16 protein-coding genes and 1 pseudogene are annotated in these 13,984 nt (G+C 58.0%); 11 read left to right on the forward strand and 6 right to left on the reverse strand.

Annotation, left to right across the window (positions count from 1 at the left end):
- Positions 1 to 797 precede the first annotated feature (797 nt).
- Positions 798 to 1,001, forward strand: a complete 204-nt coding sequence (locus NBG89_RS28135; RefSeq protein ID WP_431323560.1) for a heavy-metal-associated domain-containing protein — start codon at positions 798 to 800, stop codon at positions 999 to 1,001.
- Between the two features lie 47 nt (positions 1,002 to 1,048).
- Here NBG89_RS28135 and motA read toward each other — a convergent pair whose 3' ends face one another.
- The 3 genes from motA to NBG89_RS28150 form a co-directional block, all read right to left on the reverse strand.
- Positions 1,049 to 1,915 (reverse strand): flagellar motor stator protein MotA, encoded by an 867-nt coding sequence (motA, locus tag NBG89_RS28140; RefSeq protein ID WP_431323561.1) that lies wholly within the window; start codon positions 1,913 to 1,915, stop codon positions 1,049 to 1,051.
- Positions 1,916 to 2,025: 110 nt separating this feature from the next.
- The gene (locus tag NBG89_RS28145) at positions 2,026 to 2,364 is read right to left on the reverse strand and encodes a hypothetical protein (RefSeq protein WP_431323562.1); all 339 of its coding nucleotides are present in this window, start codon (positions 2,362 to 2,364) and stop codon (positions 2,026 to 2,028) included.
- Positions 2,365 to 2,558: 194 nt separating this feature from the next.
- A complete protein-coding gene (locus tag NBG89_RS28150; RefSeq protein WP_431323563.1) occupies positions 2,559 to 4,031 on the reverse strand; it encodes a multicopper oxidase family protein in 1,473 nt (490 codons plus the stop codon).
- Between the two features lie 672 nt (positions 4,032 to 4,703).
- On the opposite strand from NBG89_RS28150, the pseudogene NBG89_RS28155 reads away from it, so the two are divergent.
- Positions 4,704 to 5,107 (forward strand): annotated as a pseudogene (locus NBG89_RS28155) (heavy metal translocating P-type ATPase); the annotation flags it as partial.
- Positions 5,108 to 5,164: 57 nt separating this feature from the next.
- Positions 5,165 to 5,632 (forward strand): Cu(I)-responsive transcriptional regulator, encoded by a 468-nt coding sequence (gene cueR / locus NBG89_RS28160; protein ID WP_431324573.1) that lies wholly within the window; start codon positions 5,165 to 5,167, stop codon positions 5,630 to 5,632.
- Positions 5,633 to 5,635: 3 nt separating this feature from the next.
- Here cueR and NBG89_RS28165 read toward each other — a convergent pair whose 3' ends face one another.
- A complete protein-coding gene (locus NBG89_RS28165; RefSeq protein WP_431323564.1) occupies positions 5,636 to 6,169 on the reverse strand; it encodes a cytochrome c in 534 nt (177 codons plus the stop codon).
- 159 nt (positions 6,170 to 6,328) lie between these two features.
- Between NBG89_RS28165 and NBG89_RS28170 the strand changes: the two genes are divergently transcribed.
- From NBG89_RS28170 to NBG89_RS28185, 4 genes are all read left to right on the forward strand, one after another.
- A complete protein-coding gene (locus NBG89_RS28170) occupies positions 6,329 to 6,643 on the forward strand; it encodes a hypothetical protein (protein WP_431323565.1) in 315 nt (104 codons plus the stop codon).
- Between the two features lie 93 nt (positions 6,644 to 6,736).
- A complete protein-coding gene (locus NBG89_RS28175; RefSeq protein WP_431324574.1) occupies positions 6,737 to 8,884 on the forward strand; it encodes a copper-transporting P-type ATPase in 2,148 nt (715 codons plus the stop codon).
- Positions 8,881 to 9,069: a DUF2933 domain-containing protein gene (locus NBG89_RS28180; RefSeq protein ID WP_431323566.1), complete on the forward strand. Its 189-nt coding sequence runs from the start codon at positions 8,881 to 8,883 to the stop codon at positions 9,067 to 9,069. Before NBG89_RS28175 ends, NBG89_RS28180 begins: the two co-directional genes overlap by 4 nt.
- Positions 9,066 to 9,575, forward strand: a complete 510-nt coding sequence (locus NBG89_RS28185) for an SRPBCC family protein (RefSeq protein WP_431323567.1) — start codon at positions 9,066 to 9,068, stop codon at positions 9,573 to 9,575. Before NBG89_RS28180 ends, NBG89_RS28185 begins: the two co-directional genes overlap by 4 nt.
- A gap of 35 nt (positions 9,576 to 9,610) precedes the next feature.
- Here NBG89_RS28185 and NBG89_RS28190 read toward each other — a convergent pair whose 3' ends face one another.
- Both NBG89_RS28190 and copM read right to left on the reverse strand, forming a co-directional pair.
- A complete protein-coding gene (locus NBG89_RS28190; protein WP_431323568.1) occupies positions 9,611 to 9,943 on the reverse strand; it encodes a four-helix bundle copper-binding protein in 333 nt (110 codons plus the stop codon).
- Positions 9,944 to 9,952: 9 nt separating this feature from the next.
- On the reverse strand, positions 9,953 to 10,411 hold the full coding sequence (gene copM / locus NBG89_RS28195; protein WP_431323569.1) for a CopM family metallochaperone: 459 nt from the start codon (positions 10,409 to 10,411) through the stop codon (positions 9,953 to 9,955).
- 521 nt (positions 10,412 to 10,932) lie between these two features.
- Between copM and NBG89_RS28200 the strand changes: the two genes are divergently transcribed.
- The 4 genes from NBG89_RS28200 (at position 10,933) to NBG89_RS28215 (ending at position 13,973) form a co-directional block, all read left to right on the forward strand.
- On the forward strand, positions 10,933 to 11,466 hold the full coding sequence (locus tag NBG89_RS28200; RefSeq protein WP_431323570.1) for a cytochrome b: 534 nt from the start codon (positions 10,933 to 10,935) through the stop codon (positions 11,464 to 11,466).
- A 302-nt stretch (positions 11,467 to 11,768) separates the two neighbouring features.
- Positions 11,769 to 12,200 carry a hypothetical protein gene (locus NBG89_RS28205; RefSeq protein ID WP_431323571.1) on the forward strand — a complete coding sequence of 144 codons (432 nt, stop codon included), beginning with the start codon at positions 11,769 to 11,771 and terminating at the stop codon, positions 12,198 to 12,200.
- Between the two features lie 91 nt (positions 12,201 to 12,291).
- Positions 12,292 to 12,516: a hypothetical protein gene (locus NBG89_RS28210; RefSeq protein WP_431324575.1), complete on the forward strand. Its 225-nt coding sequence runs from the start codon at positions 12,292 to 12,294 to the stop codon at positions 12,514 to 12,516.
- Complete coding sequence (locus NBG89_RS28215) at positions 12,513 to 13,973, forward strand: TolC family protein (RefSeq protein ID WP_431323572.1); 1,461 nt, start codon at positions 12,513 to 12,515, stop codon at positions 13,971 to 13,973. The genes NBG89_RS28210 and NBG89_RS28215 overlap by 4 nt, the downstream gene beginning before the upstream one ends.
- The last annotated feature ends 11 nt before the right edge of the window (positions 13,974 to 13,984 follow it).

A 13,984-nucleotide genomic window follows, 5' to 3' on the forward strand; every position in this document is an offset into this window, starting at 1 on the left:
GATGGTGGGTTCAGCGTTTGCTACCGAGATCGATGCAAGGGTGGTGGCGGCGAGCAGCACTCGCGCAAAAGCGTTGGGTTTCTTCATTTGATTACATCTCTTTGGGGGCGGGCATGATAAGCCTCGCCGTGAACAAAATCTGCCGAGCAACCGCAGAGTGACGGAGGATCAGCGTTTAAATTTGCTAGACGCAATCAAGCCCTTGGAGGTCGGGCGGGAGGTTCAACGAGGGCTGAGGTCAGGCTCGCATCGTGAAGAACCTGGAATGCCAATGTCCACGGAAATGCAATGGGCATCCCGGCGGAATAAGACGGGTGGACCAAGATCATCGATGAGCAAACAAGCGCGAGTGGACAATCTTTTGTACAGCCCGGCGTGACCGTTTTCGCCTTCGGGCAACACGGCATGTCATCGTTCGTTGAAGCTACCTCGTCAGGAACAGACGACATGTCCATGCCCGCCATCGCGACACCGGCCGAGGATGCCATCGCGGTTTCAGCCGTGCTGATGCTTACGGGGCCAAGAATGACTCCGAGCACTGCAAACACGCAAAGCAAGCGTTGACAGGCGGCGACGAACTTCATGACGGCACCTGTATTGGCATGTGACTTTCGAGGACGGAAGCGGGTTCACAAAGATTTGCTCATTCCTGCTCGCGATGCCTTTGCCGCTAACTGCGCAATCGCCACGTCGCCCGTCAATGCCGTAGACGTGTCAATAATCGCGGTTCGTCGCTCTTGACCTTCCCATGGTGGGAAGCCCCACATAGGTGAAGTCACATTCAATTGGAGACCACCATGTACGAATTCGAAATTCAGAATATGACCTGCGGACACTGCGCCAGTACGGTTGAAAAGGCGATCAAAGCCGCCGATCCAGCCGCAACCGCCAGCATCGACCTTACGGCCAAGAGAGCCAAGGTAGAGACCAAAGTCGATCCGGCGACAATCAAGGCGGCAATCGAGAACGCGGGCTACCCCTCAAGTTTCAAGCAAATCTGACGGGCGCGTAGGAGCACCGGATTGAAGCGGTGCTCCGCCCAGGCGCTCTAGGCTGCCTTGCTCGGCGCGTTCATCATTTCTTGTTCTACTGCATCAATCGATGGTCGCTCGTAGGACGAGATTGTCTTGCGTCCGTATTCGAGCGCCACCTGGGGAACCGAACCGTTCATGTACGCGATCAGTGTCTGCTTTACGATGACGTATAACCGGTGCTGCTTCGTCCGAACTGCCTTTACCTGTTGGACCAACGGGCTGCAGACGCAATAGGACAGCAAGATTCCGAGGAATGTCCCCACAAGCGCCGAGCCAATCAAATGCCCGAGCACGGCGGGCGGTTCATTGATCGCCGCCATAGCTTTGATGACCCCAAGCACCGCCGCAACGATACCGATGGCCGGGAATGCGTCACCCATTGTCGTCAGTGCGTGATAAGGCTTCAATTGGTCGTGCAGAACACTGTTGATCTCTTCGTCCATCAGCGCTTCGATCTCGTGAGAACGCGCATTCCCAATGATGATGAGACGTATGTAGTCGCAGATAAAGTGCGTCAGAGCCGTATTCTTTAGGATCGTTGGTGCGCCCTGGAAAATGAATGACTCTTGCGGGTTATCGATATGCGCCTCGATTTCGTTGCGCGATTTTGTCCGCAGGTCACGCATCAGGCTATAGAGCACCGCCAGAATATCGAGGTATTCCCGATCCTTCGGAATTTTGTGTTTGAACGCCTCGCCCAGCGCCTTGAGTGAATCCCTCACGATCTTCATTGGATTCGCCATGATGAAGCTGCCGATACCGGCACCCCCGATGATGACGAGTTCGAACGGTTGAAATAGGGCTTCGATTTCTCCGCCCATGGCCATGAAGCTGCCGAGAATGCAGCCCGACGTGATAATCAGTCCGATGATGATGTTCATTTGAATCTGCCCCTACCGAGCGGCGCTTCATGGGAAGCTTCAGGCGCACGCGGGCAATGGCCTCAACGTGCAGCGCTCGGAATTATCGCCTCGTTTCGTGTCGAAAGAGATCAGGCAGATACGATTGGCGGCCGATAAATTGATGTCGACGCTTCTCCGAGGTCGATGGTGAGCACATCGGCGTACGTCACACGTTCAACAGCACTCGAAGATATCAGGCTCGGCGGCACGACCCACATTTTAAACTGAACACAGTGATCAGAATCCGTTGGGCTGGCATGTCCCGTATCGGAGACATTCTGGTGATCGACTGCTTGGGCTGTCGTCATCGATTGAAAGCCGAATGTCTCCAAATCCTGGGCATGGGCTGAACGGCATGCGCCCTCGCTGCTAAAGCTGAGTAGCGCGATCACGACGATGCTAAATAGGAATCGTATTGCCGTTGCCATTGGGTGCGTCCGTGGTGGAGATAAAATTCAGCACGGACCTTGCATGGACCTTGCTCTCGCCACCGACCACGGCGACGCTGCTATCATCTACCGCCCGCCTTCCGATTGATCCGCTCCCACGAGGCGCTCATTGGCCAATTGTCGTGAAAGAAGCAGATGCGCTCCGGGGGAGATGCCAGAGCGCATCGAGCCCGTCAGGCTTCGTAGCCGACGTAGGTCATCATCCCGCTCGCCATATGATAGAGATGATGACAATGGAACGGCCAGTGACCGGGGTTTTGAGCATCGAAGGCGATAGTGACCTCGGACATCATTGGCAACAGCACCGTGTCCCGAACTGCCCCATTGATTCTTTGCCCGTTGATCGCGACCACCTGGAAATGATGCCCGTGCAAATGCATTGGGTGGGACATCATCGACATGTTGCTGATCGATAGCTCGACATGGTCGCCCGGAAAGACCTTCAGGGCGTCGCCCTCGATAGCCCAAGCGTACTTGGCCATGTCTCCGGACAAGCTAACCTTGAAGGACTTATCGACGTGGCGGTCGGCGCTCGACCTCACCGGCCGCAACCGCTGTTCGAGTTCTAGCCCGACAAGCGGTCCATCGACCTCGCCTATTGCTGCAACCTTGGCCACTGCGGCTCCAGGCGTCGAAAGGATGATGCCGGTCCGTTGAGGAGCACCCTCGCGGAGAGCCAGGATCGGGAAGCTGCCGCCTTCTTTCGGGATTTCCAAGACTAGATCGAGGCGCTGTCCCATCGAAACCGGAAACTGCTTACCTTCAATCGTCTCGATGTCCTGCCCGTCAACGGCAATAAGCATTGCTTCCAGGTTACCGGTATCGACGGTGAAGGCAGTCGCGGTCGCGCCATTTATAAGGCGGACACGAACTCGCCCGCCTTTCTCGACCTGGAAGACCTCCGGGTCATCGAGCGAACGGTCATTGGCAAGATAGGCATCGTATTCGATATCATTAATGTCCATCGCCATCCCGCGGCCCATCGACATGCTGCCCATGTGCCTCTTCATGGAGCCGCCGCTCATGTCCATGTTCATCATGCCGCCCATGTCGTGACCCGACATGTCCATTCCGCCGCCGCTGCTCTTTAGGCCAGCCAACAGCTCCTCAGGAGACTTAAAGGAAAAATCATGCAACAGAATCACGATCTCCTGCTCATCGCGCTTCTTGTCTTCGGCCGTATGGATGATCAACGGAGCGGCAAGAAGGCTTTGTTCTTGTAGTGTATGGGCGTGCATCCAATGCGTGCCACCGGCCCCCAGTTGGAAGTTATAGCCGCGGCTTTCGCCGGGCTTGATGAGAGCGGCCGGATTGTCCGGGACACCGTCCTGATCCCATGGCGGTGTTAGCCCATGCCAATGGATTAGGGTTGGTGCATCAATCTGGCTCGCCAACTCAACGTCCAACGGACTGTCGGCGTCAAGAATGAGGCCTGACGAGCCGTCGGCACGCAGTAGACCCAGAACGCTTGCAGCCTTTCCGTTCACCTCGATGGTTCTTTTGACGATGCTCAGCCGTTGGGTTGATCCAACCACCTGTGCTGCTTGACTAGATGCAGCACTCGCTATCTGCGGCACGGTGGTATTGAACGCACTATATGCGGCGGCTCCCGCCATCGTCCGGGTAAGGAATTCACGACGATACATTTTCGTAGTCCGGTTTCTATATCGGCGCGAGGCCGATCCATGCTGAAAGGCGCAAAGCGCCAGCGAAGAAACGTCAGACGATGAAACGAGGTGGATCAAGGCCAGGCGGGACAGACTGCCCGGCGAGCGTAGTCGATGCGACTGCGTAGATCACCGCTTCGAATTCGGTGCGTAGGGCCGATGCTGGCGGCACGGGCGTCGCTGCACAGGTAGAGCAGATCGAAACACAACACAATGCGCCTGCCAAACGAGACGAAACGGGGTGTTTGTGAGTGTGAGCGGTCGTCGCATTGCCATGATCGGACAACGACACTTGACGGACGCTCGAATAGTTGTCGCAGACTGAAGCGTGGGATGCTGAAAACGGGGTAATTCCCACTGCGACGGCCAGCATGACCATCGCGAGCAGCCTCTTCCAAGCTTTGTCGAAACCCATCGCCATGCCACTGAGCTTAATATGGAGCTGTGGCAAAAGTAATCACGTTTGCTTTATTGGCTTTGATCCTGATCAATGCGCAGAAAAATGTTATCCCACCGATCTTTAAAGAGGCGGCACGCCAAAAGAACCCATCCGTTTATTGTCACCCAATTCATGGGTCTGCGGCGACCGTCGATATGTTTCATCACAATGCGGGGAACAAAAGTGCGCCCCCCGGGACACCCCTGCTCTGGGTGGACGCGGTAAAGCGTCTGCGATCCGGAGAGCGGAACGTCGCATTCATTGGCGACGGCATCCACGATGCACCCGCCCTTACCGAGGCGGACGTCGGCCTGACCGCGGTACCGGTACTGGTACCGATATCGCAATCGAAAGTGCGGACGTCGTCCTGATGTCCGGGGACCTGAATGGAGTGCCGAAGGCCATCGCGCTCAGCAAGGCGACCATCCGGAACATCAAGCAAAACCTGTTCTGGGCCTTCGCCTACAACGTCAGCTTGGTACCGGTCGCGCCAGGTGTCCTGTATCCGATCAACGGCACCCTGCTCTCGCCGGTCTTTGCGGCAGGTGCAATGGCACTGTCTAGGGTCTTCGTGCTTGGAAACGCGCTTCGTTTGCGTCGTTACCAAGCCAACTGATAGTGAAGCTGCATGCGGATTCCCGGTGCAGCCTCCCTCGTGTGAAGGAGAAATATGATGAACATTGGACAAGCTGCGAAAGCCAGCGGAGTCTCGGCAAAAATGATCCGGTACTACGAGCAGATCAAGCTGATCACGCCCGCTATTCGAACAGAATCGAGCTACCGCACGTACACCGATAACGACATCCACACGCTCCGTTTCATACGCCGTGCCCGCGATCTTGGCTTTTCCGTCGAGCAGATGAAAACCTTGCTGGCGCTTTGGCGGGACCGCTCTCGTGCGAGTGCCGACGTTAAAACCATTGCCCTGGAGCATATTGCCGAGCTGGAGCGGAAGGCTGCTGCCATCCATGCGATGACGGAGACCCTGAAACATCTCGCCAACCATTGCCACGGCGATGAACGGCCGGACTGCCCGATTATCGAGGAATTTGCCAACGCAAGCCATGAAGAGGCTGTTCCAGCCGTGAACACCCGGTTCGGCGTGAACGGTATCAGGCCCGAGCAGACGATGCGGCGCTGATCGTTATTCCATGCGGAATCGGACGTGACACGTCGTGCAGGTCTGCAACATCAGATGGAATGCGTGCTCGGCCGGAATGGACGAAAGCTCGGCCTCACTCTGGACATGGGTGCCAAGCGGTCCACCGCCCATCGGTTCGCCGGGTTTCATCCGCATACTGTCGGTCATATCCGTCGGATTCTTCTCGGCGGCAACAGCGAGCGCCGCCGCATAGGACTTGAGGTCATTCGCCAAACGGTCGAAGCGCTCGCGTTCCTCGGTAATATTGGGCTTCGCCTTCGAAGCCGGAGATGCAGCTTCCACGGAGAAATGGTCGATCAGAGTCTGGCCCGCCTTATCTCGAATAAGCTCGGCGGCCCACTTGAACTCCGGCGAAGAGTAGGTTGACGGCACCTTGAACATTCCCGCGATGGACTTCGTGGCAGCGGCGATTGCCTTCATATCCGCCTGTCGGACCGTCACGATGTCTTCTGCACAAACCGCCGCAGATGCGACAGTCATAAATATCACTGTACGAACAATAATACCGGACTTCATGGCATCCTTCACGGGCACGAGCCAAACCAGCCCCGATAGGGCCGGTATCACTTGAGTTTGATCAAGATCAATGTCTTATTCTTCGTCTCAGCTATCTACAGACATTGGCAAGATTCAGCCCAGTTTCGATTTCGCGACGAGGTTCAAGGACGGAAAGTCATGATCGCGGTTTTCATCGCAGTCCTGCTCTTCCTTTCCCCTGTGATGCCAGGCTTCACAGCCGACCGCTCCGTTGTGTCCCACACTTATGTTTCGGCTTACGAGATCGGTCACGAGGATTGCGACGATTCGAAGCCGCACACTGTCCCTGGCCAATGCTGCGCCCCGCAGTGTCTGGTGTTCGTCGCAGAAGCCGTTGCGCCAGAAATCCGTCACGTTCCGAGTTTCATTGAGGTCGCCTACCGGGAACCCGTCGACCACTTGGCCGGCGTCATCTTCCCGCCATCGCTGGGACCACCCCGTACCGCTGCTTGATCTAACGAGCGTGGCCGTGCTCGGCCGCGCGAGCTGGCAACGGAAAACACGGAGTGTCTCGTGACAACGCTACATCATCACGACCATGAACATATGGCGGCATCGCCGCCGCCTACTACAACCGGCGAGCCGGTCATCTATACCTGTCCCATGCATCCCCAGATACGACAACCCGGCCCGGGGAACTGCCCGATCTGCGGCATGACCCTTGAACCCGAAGTCGTGACAGCAGAGACCGGGCCCAGCACCGAGTTGATCGATATGCAACGGCGGTTCTGGATCGGCTTGGTGCTTTCTCTGCCGGTCCTGGCGCTGGAGATGGGCGGCCACCTCACGAACCTGCACATGCTTCTCGGCGTTCAGACGTCGAACTGGGTGCAGATGGTTCTGGCCACCCCTGTCGTACTCTGGGCTGGCTGGCCATTCTTTCAACGGGGATGGCAGTCCCTGGTCAGCCGTCACCTCAACATGTTTACCCTGATCGCGATGGGAACCGGGGTTGCCTGGATTTACAGTGCGGTCGCGACCGTGTTTCCGGAAATCTTCCCCGAAACGGTTCGCTCGAACGAAGGCGCGGTCGCGGTCTACTTCGAGGCGGCAGCAGTCATCACGGTCCTCGTATTGCTGGGTCAGGTTTTGGAGCTTCGGGCCCGTGAGCAGACGGGCGGCGCGATCCGAGCCCTGCTCGATCTAGCTCCGAAGATGGCGCGACGCGTGAAAAAGGATGGTTCCGACGAAGATGTCAGCCTCGATGTCGTGGCCGTCGGGGATTGGTTGCGCGTTCGCCCCGGCGAGAAGGTACCGGTCGATGGCGTCCTTCTTGAAGGCAGAAGCTCGGTCGACGAGTCCATGATCACGGGCGAGTCCATGCCTGTTACCAAGGAAGTCGGCTCGAAGCTGATCGGCGGCACCATGAACCAAACGGGCGGCTTTGTCATGGAGGCCGGAAAGGTCGGACGTGACACGATGCTTTCCCAGATCGTTCGGATGGTCGCCGAGGCCCAGCGCTCGCGTGCGCCGATCCAGCGCCTGGCCGACCAGGTGTCTGGTTGGTTCGTGCCGGTCGTCATCGTCATTGCCGTCGTCGCCTTCGTCGCATGGCTGCTGATTGGGCCCGAGCCGCGATTTGCCCATGGGTTGGTCGCCGCCGTCGCTGTCCTGATCATTGCGTGCCCATGCGCCCTGGGGCTGGCGACACCGATGTCGATCATGGTCGGCGTCGGTCGCGGCGCAAGGCTCGGGGTCCTGATCAAGAACGCCGAGGCATTGGAACGGATCGAAAAGATCAACACCCTCGTTGTCGACAAGACCGGAACGCTCACCGAGGGGCGTCCAAAAGTGACAGCCATCATTCCTCGCGACGGCATGGCGGTTGATGACGTTGTGCAGTTGGCCGCCAGCCTGGAGCGGTCGAGCGAGCATCCGCTTGCTCACGCTGTCGTCGTCGCTGCCCAGGAACGGAACATCGCCCTCCACGACGCACAAGATTTCGACAGTCCAGTCGGCAAAGGGGTGACCGGGATCGTTGCCGGCAAGAGGCTTATCCTGGGGAGCCACAGGATCATGGCCGATGCAGGCGTCGACGTCCTTCCTATGACCGCCCAAGCGGAGAAACTCCGAGACGAAGGCGCAACCGTCATCTTCCTGACAATCGACCGCTCGCTGGCCGGTCTCTTTGCCATCGCCGATCCGATCAAGACCACGACACCGCAGGCCGTCAAGGCGCTGATGGACGAAGGCGTCGAAGTCGTCATGCTGACCGGCGACAACAAGACGACGGCGGCTGCTGTCGCTCTCAAGCTCGGCATCACCACAGTGGAGGCCGAAGTCCTTCCGGAAGACAAAAGCAAGATCGTCTCGCGATTGAGGAGCGAAGGCCGCATCGTTGCCATGGCAGGCGACGGCGTCAATGATGCACCTGCACTTGCGGCGGCCGATGTCGGAATTGCCATGGGGACCGGAACGGACGTCGCCATCGAAAGTGCGGGAGTAACCCTGCTCAAGGGTGATCTGCAAGGCATCGTCAGGGCAAGGCAGCTTAGCCGGGCGACGATGCGCAACATCCGGCAGAACCTCTTCTTCGCCTTCATCTATAACGCCGCTGGCGTGCCGATAGCGGCGGGCGCTCTCTATCCCGTCTTCGGAATCCTCCTCTCCCCCATCATCGCCGCAGCCGCCATGGCCTTGTCGTCCGTGAGCGTCGTCGGCAATTCCCTCAGACTTAGGAGTATCGGACTATGATTTCGCGCACATGGATTTTGATGGCGGCATCACTTGGCATCATCGTCGTGTTCTTCATGCTACGGGAGCACTGGGCGCACGCCCTTGGCGTCGCCCCATACCTTCTGCTTTTGGCATGCCCGCTGATGCACCTATTCCATGGACACGGTGGTCATGGAGGTCATGATCACAAGGACGGCGCATGATGATGTACGAGGAGTCCGCGACGAGTACCATTGACCTGCTGGCTCCGCCGCAGCAGGTCTTCGAGTTCCTCGATGATCCAGCCGTTGTCGGAGCCCACATGCAGAAGCCCTCGCTGATGATGCTGGGGGCTACCATGGAATACGACGTCGACGCCGGGAATGGGCAAGTCGTCGGCTCCATCGTAAAGATGCGCGGCAAGGTTCTTGGCATGGAGCTGTTCGTCGAGGAAATCGTCACCGAGTGGCAACCGCCGTGGCGGAAATCCTGGCAGACGCTCGGCCACCCGAAATTGCTTGTCATCGACTCCTACCACATGGACTTCGTCGTCAGCCCGATCTCGGGAGGCTCCCGGGTAATCGTCAAAATCCAATACTCGTATTCCCGCAGCCCGCTGGGCAGCTGGCTAGGTGGCGTTCCTGCGAGAGCATATGCAAAGTGGTGCGTATCAAAAATGACGACAGACGCCGGAAGTCACTTCGCCCCCGCCCCACAGAACCGACGTTAGCGAGGGCCGGTACTTCCGGCCCTCCTGTAAGGCTCTTAGGCGGCCATTTTCTCGCAACTCTCGGCACAGCTGCGGCAAGCGGCGACGCAGCTTTCCATGTCTCCGACGCGCTCACAGTCGGCCGCGCATTCGCGGCAGATTTCCGCGCACTCACGGCATGTGTGCTTGTGATGCGGTGTGGCAATCAACATGAAATGGGCAGAGGTGCGGCACATCTCCGCGCATGCCATCATCAGGCGGAAATGGTCCGGTTTCGTATGATCGCCACCCACCTTCAGGCAGTGGGTCATCGCCATCGAGAGGCACTCCTGGTAACAGGCCAGGCAGGTTTCGATGCAGCGCTTCATCTCTTCAGATTGGTGGTGCATGACCGCCTCCTACTTGGCTTCCTTCTCGACCCACTTGGTCATGTAGGCGATTTCCTTCTTTTGCGCCGCGATGACCTTCTTCGCCATGTCCTTCGCCGCTTTGTTATCGCCGTACTTCAGTTCGGCCTCGGACATGGCGATTGCGCCCATGTGGTGGGCGATCATCCCGCAGACGAAAGCCACATCCGGGTCTTTCTGCGTCATCCCCTGCATCATGTCGTCGTGCATCGACTTCATGCCTTCCATCACGGCCTTCTGGTAATCGCCCATTTTGTCCATGGGCATATCCATCTTCATGTCGCCAGAGGACATGTCCATTTTCGTCCCACCACCGGACGACGTATCCATTTTGGCCATGTCCATCCCCTTGCATTTTTCGGGGTAAGACATTTCCTGGGCGACAGCAGGAAGCGCTGCCAGCGCCAGACAAGACGCGGCAAAAGCCGTAAAGAGGTGTTTCGCTTTCATCAGAAATCTCCATCGATTGGGTTGATCGAAACGTCAGACCGCGAAGGCCTTCGGTGGCGGATCGATTGGCCTGATCAACAGGAGCGGGCTTGCTGCCGTGCGTCCCGGGAAAACGGTTTCTCCCAACCGCAACGATGCATCGGATAGCAGGACGCTCGGCATAAGCGGACAGCAATGCATGTCAGTACAGCATGCTCCTACATGCGTTGTGTCCGGATGCGGCTTTTCGTCATGTGAGCCTGAGGAGGCATGGACGCACTGCCCGCTCAAAATGCCAGCGGTCACCGACGGAGTAATCGAGGCCACCACCATCAAGCTCAAAGCCAGGGCCATGACGACATGGGGGATTTTGCTACGAATACAGATCACTGTGAATTTCCCTTTCGCATCCAACGGCGAAAGCAGAATTTTGTTCCTGATGGCGATATGGGCTGGGAAGTTTGGAAAGCAACCAAGGAGCGCGGGGTGGATACCCAATTTTTACAGAGTCACGGCATCCTCCACCACAATTGGAGGATCGAATGCGCGACGGTTACAGGGGTTATCAGATCGCCTTGCACTGGGTGATCGCCGGACTACTGCCGGTACAGTACCTGACGGGAGGTAGCATCGAGCGCACCCATCATGCAGTGCACATGGGCGTGCAGCCGTCGGCGGCCGACGTGCTGCAGCACCTGGTCCACAACTATGCAGGGATAGCCATCGGCGGGTTGATGGTGCTGCGGCTTGTCTTGAGGATCATGCAGCCTCCTTCAAGGGCGACGCCGCAGACGGGTGCGGACCTGCTCGCAAAGGCTCTCCACTTTGCCTTCTATGCCGCGATCATCGGTCAAGCCGCACTTGGTTTCGTCGCGAGCTATCTGACCTTCTCCGTCGCACCACTTCACGCCATCGGATCGAAGGTGATCCTGATGATGGTCGCGATCCACTTCACCGCTGCTGCCTGGCATACGTTGATCAAACAGAACGGTACACTCGACCGGATGATCCTTCCACGCAAAGACGAGCCTGACACCCGGACCGTCAAACGAGACGTTGATCGCATTGTTCGTTGACCTACGGAATTCGACGATTGGACCTACGTCCGATGGCGAGTGAAGCGAACAGTCCTAGTCTCTCCCCATCCTCTTCTCCTGGGAGGATGATGGGAGGCCACAGTGGCGGGGTGGTTGCAAAAAGCCGGTGGCCTCCTTCAAAGCCATCGCCGTCCAATCGCATGCCGCTTTGCAAAATAGGTGTTGACCTTCCAACGGTGGCAAGCCGTACACGCCCCAAGAACTGCCTCACAATCGTCGCGAATCTTTGAAAGCTTCGCGGCGCAATTGAAGTTGGGCTGCTTTGGCTGTAGCTCTCGGGAATGGACAAAATGTATCGAATCGCACTGAGCAAACTGCTCATATTCGTGCGGCTGGTGATCATCGTATCGCTGGCAGGATACACGCTGTCCAACGCAAACGCCGCTATGCATGGATCGGCTTTCCCCGAATTATCGCCACCGGTTACCGCTAGCGGGCACGACCATGCTGCCATGGCTGGCCATGATCATCCGATTTCCGGTGATCATGAGGCGGTGCAAGATGTCTCCCAGCAGCACGATCACGGGTCACCCACGGGCGATGACGACCAGTTCTCCAAACAGCAGTGCTGCAAGGACTTCTGCGGCGGCTTCGGCATCGTTTGTGAAGCGCACGACGTTGGCGGGCCCGTCGTGTCTTCGATCCGGCAGTTCGTCAATGATCAAAGTCTGATTGGCGAACTGCCGCCTCTCCACAGGCCGCCTAAAATCTGAATAGCGATTTACCCGTCCTGACGGGTCCGGAAGGCATGCCGTGGCGACAGCCGCGCCTGCCGATCGATATCTGCTATTCGGATTTTTTAAAATGAAACCTTCCATATTTGTGGTGGGGCTGCCCCTCTTGGTGGGCGGCTGCGCATCCACGCCTCCCGATGTTATTGCGTCGGCGGACGTCGAGCAGACGTACTCGGTGCGTCCTATTCGATACCATTCGCCCATCTCTGGCTTCGTTGCCCGCCAGCCCATCGATCCCAAGCCTTGGCGGCAACAGAACGAGCAATTGTCTCCGAAGAATGGAGACCAATCATGATCGCGATCAAGAGAGCAATGGCCCTGACGGCTATTCCGCTGGTTCTGGCCGGTTGCGTCAGCAGCGCCGAATACGCCGGAAAGGAAGCGGGCTTTTCCACGGTTTCAGCCAAGGTCGGTAGCGTCACATCCAAACAGACTGTCTGGGTCCAAAACCAACAGCAGGCGCAGGCAACGTCCACCAGCGTGAAGGCGATCCTGGGCAGGAACAAGGTGCTGGATGCCGAAACTGCCGTTCAGGTCGCCCTCATCAACAACAAGGGCCTACAGGCAGCCTACGCCGATCTCGGCGACAGTGCAGCAGATGCCTGGCAATCCACGATGCTGCTGAACCCAACGGTATCCGTCGGATTCTCGGGCATCGGTGCGCCGGAACTTGAAGCATTCCGTACAATCGAGGGGGCGATCACCACAAACCTTCTCGCTCTAATGACCAAGAAGCGGGACATCGACATCGCCGACACCCGCTTCCGGCAGGCCCAGTTGAACGCCGCCGTCAGGACTCTGCAACTCGCGGCGGAAACCCGTCGCGCCTGGATCAACGCAGTCGCCGCATGGGAAAACGTCGGTCAGTTGCAACGAGCACAGACAGCTGCAGACGCAGCGTCAGAACTCGCCGAAAAACTTGGTGAAACCGGCGCGATGACGAAAGGAGGTCAGGCTCGCGAGCATGTCTTCGTTGCCGAGCTGGCTGGCGAAACGGCGAAAGCCCGCCTGACGGCGCGTCTTGCCAAAGAGGAACTCACGAGGCTGATGGGCCTGTGGGGCACCGATGTCGACTACCAGGTTCCAAACAGCCTTCCGGCGTTACCACGGTCGCTTGCCAAGCGCGATGCAATCGAGGCCGAAGCCCTCCGAAACCGTATTGACCTTCAGGTCGCCCGACTGGAACTGGAGGCCACAGCACGATCCTATGGCCTGACCGAGGCCACGCGCTACGTCACGGACCTGGAAATCCTGGCAGGCTTCGAGGCCGAGCGCGAAGTCGAGGACGGGAAGAAGAAGTGGGAAACCACTGCTGCTGGCGAGCTGGAGTTTGCCATCCCCATCTTCGACACCGGCAAGGCACGGATGCGCAAGGCAGAGCTTGGCTACATGCGAGCCGCGAACCAATTGGCGGAAAAAGCCGTCAATGTGCGTTCGGAGGCGAGGTCGGCCTACGAAGCCTATCGCTCCAACTACGACATCGCCCGCCATTACCGCAACAACGTCGTGCCGCTGCGTACCAAGGTCGAGGAAGAGTCGCTGCTGACCTACAACGGCATGATCACCAACACGTTCGAATTGCTCACCGACACTCGGGACAAGATCAATTCCATCCTGCTTTCCGTCAACGCCAAGCGAGACTTTTGGCTAGCTGACGCGAACCTCGCCCCCGCTGTCTACGGCGGCGGCTCGTCTGCGGCGGCAGCCGAGACCGAGGTTGCATCGGCATCCGAAAGTGGCGGCGCTCATTGAGAAAGGACACT

Source organism: Rhizobium sp. YTU87027 (assembly GCF_050644135.1).
Classification (GTDB): domain Bacteria; phylum Pseudomonadota; class Alphaproteobacteria; order Rhizobiales; family Rhizobiaceae; genus Rhizobium.

Coding starts and splice junctions, on each gene's coding strand:
- NBG89_RS28135 (WP_431323560.1), top strand. CDS start 798: ATGTACGAATTCGAAATTCAGAATATGACCTGCGGACACTGCGCCAGT.
- motA (WP_431323561.1), bottom strand. CDS start 1,915: ATGAACATCATCATCGGACTGATTATCACGTCGGGCTGCATTCTCGGC.
- NBG89_RS28145 (WP_431323562.1), bottom strand. CDS start 2,364: ATGGCAACGGCAATACGATTCCTATTTAGCATCGTCGTGATCGCGCTA.
- NBG89_RS28150 (WP_431323563.1), bottom strand. CDS start 4,031: ATGTATCGTCGTGAATTCCTTACCCGGACGATGGCGGGAGCCGCCGCA.
- cueR (WP_431324573.1), top strand. CDS start 5,165: ATGAACATTGGACAAGCTGCGAAAGCCAGCGGAGTCTCGGCAAAAATG.
- NBG89_RS28165 (WP_431323564.1), bottom strand. CDS start 6,169: ATGAAGTCCGGTATTATTGTTCGTACAGTGATATTTATGACTGTCGCA.
- NBG89_RS28170 (WP_431323565.1), top strand. CDS start 6,329: ATGATCGCGGTTTTCATCGCAGTCCTGCTCTTCCTTTCCCCTGTGATG.
- NBG89_RS28175 (WP_431324574.1), top strand. CDS start 6,737: ATGGCGGCATCGCCGCCGCCTACTACAACCGGCGAGCCGGTCATCTAT.
- NBG89_RS28180 (WP_431323566.1), top strand. CDS start 8,881: ATGATTTCGCGCACATGGATTTTGATGGCGGCATCACTTGGCATCATC.
- NBG89_RS28185 (WP_431323567.1), top strand. CDS start 9,066: ATGATGATGTACGAGGAGTCCGCGACGAGTACCATTGACCTGCTGGCT.
- NBG89_RS28190 (WP_431323568.1), bottom strand. CDS start 9,943: ATGCACCACCAATCTGAAGAGATGAAGCGCTGCATCGAAACCTGCCTG.
- copM (WP_431323569.1), bottom strand. CDS start 10,411: ATGAAAGCGAAACACCTCTTTACGGCTTTTGCCGCGTCTTGTCTGGCG.
- NBG89_RS28200 (WP_431323570.1), top strand. CDS start 10,933: ATGCGCGACGGTTACAGGGGTTATCAGATCGCCTTGCACTGGGTGATC.
- NBG89_RS28205 (WP_431323571.1), top strand. CDS start 11,769: ATGGACAAAATGTATCGAATCGCACTGAGCAAACTGCTCATATTCGTG.
- NBG89_RS28210 (WP_431324575.1), top strand. CDS start 12,292: ATGAAACCTTCCATATTTGTGGTGGGGCTGCCCCTCTTGGTGGGCGGC.
- NBG89_RS28215 (WP_431323572.1), top strand. CDS start 12,513: ATGATCGCGATCAAGAGAGCAATGGCCCTGACGGCTATTCCGCTGGTT.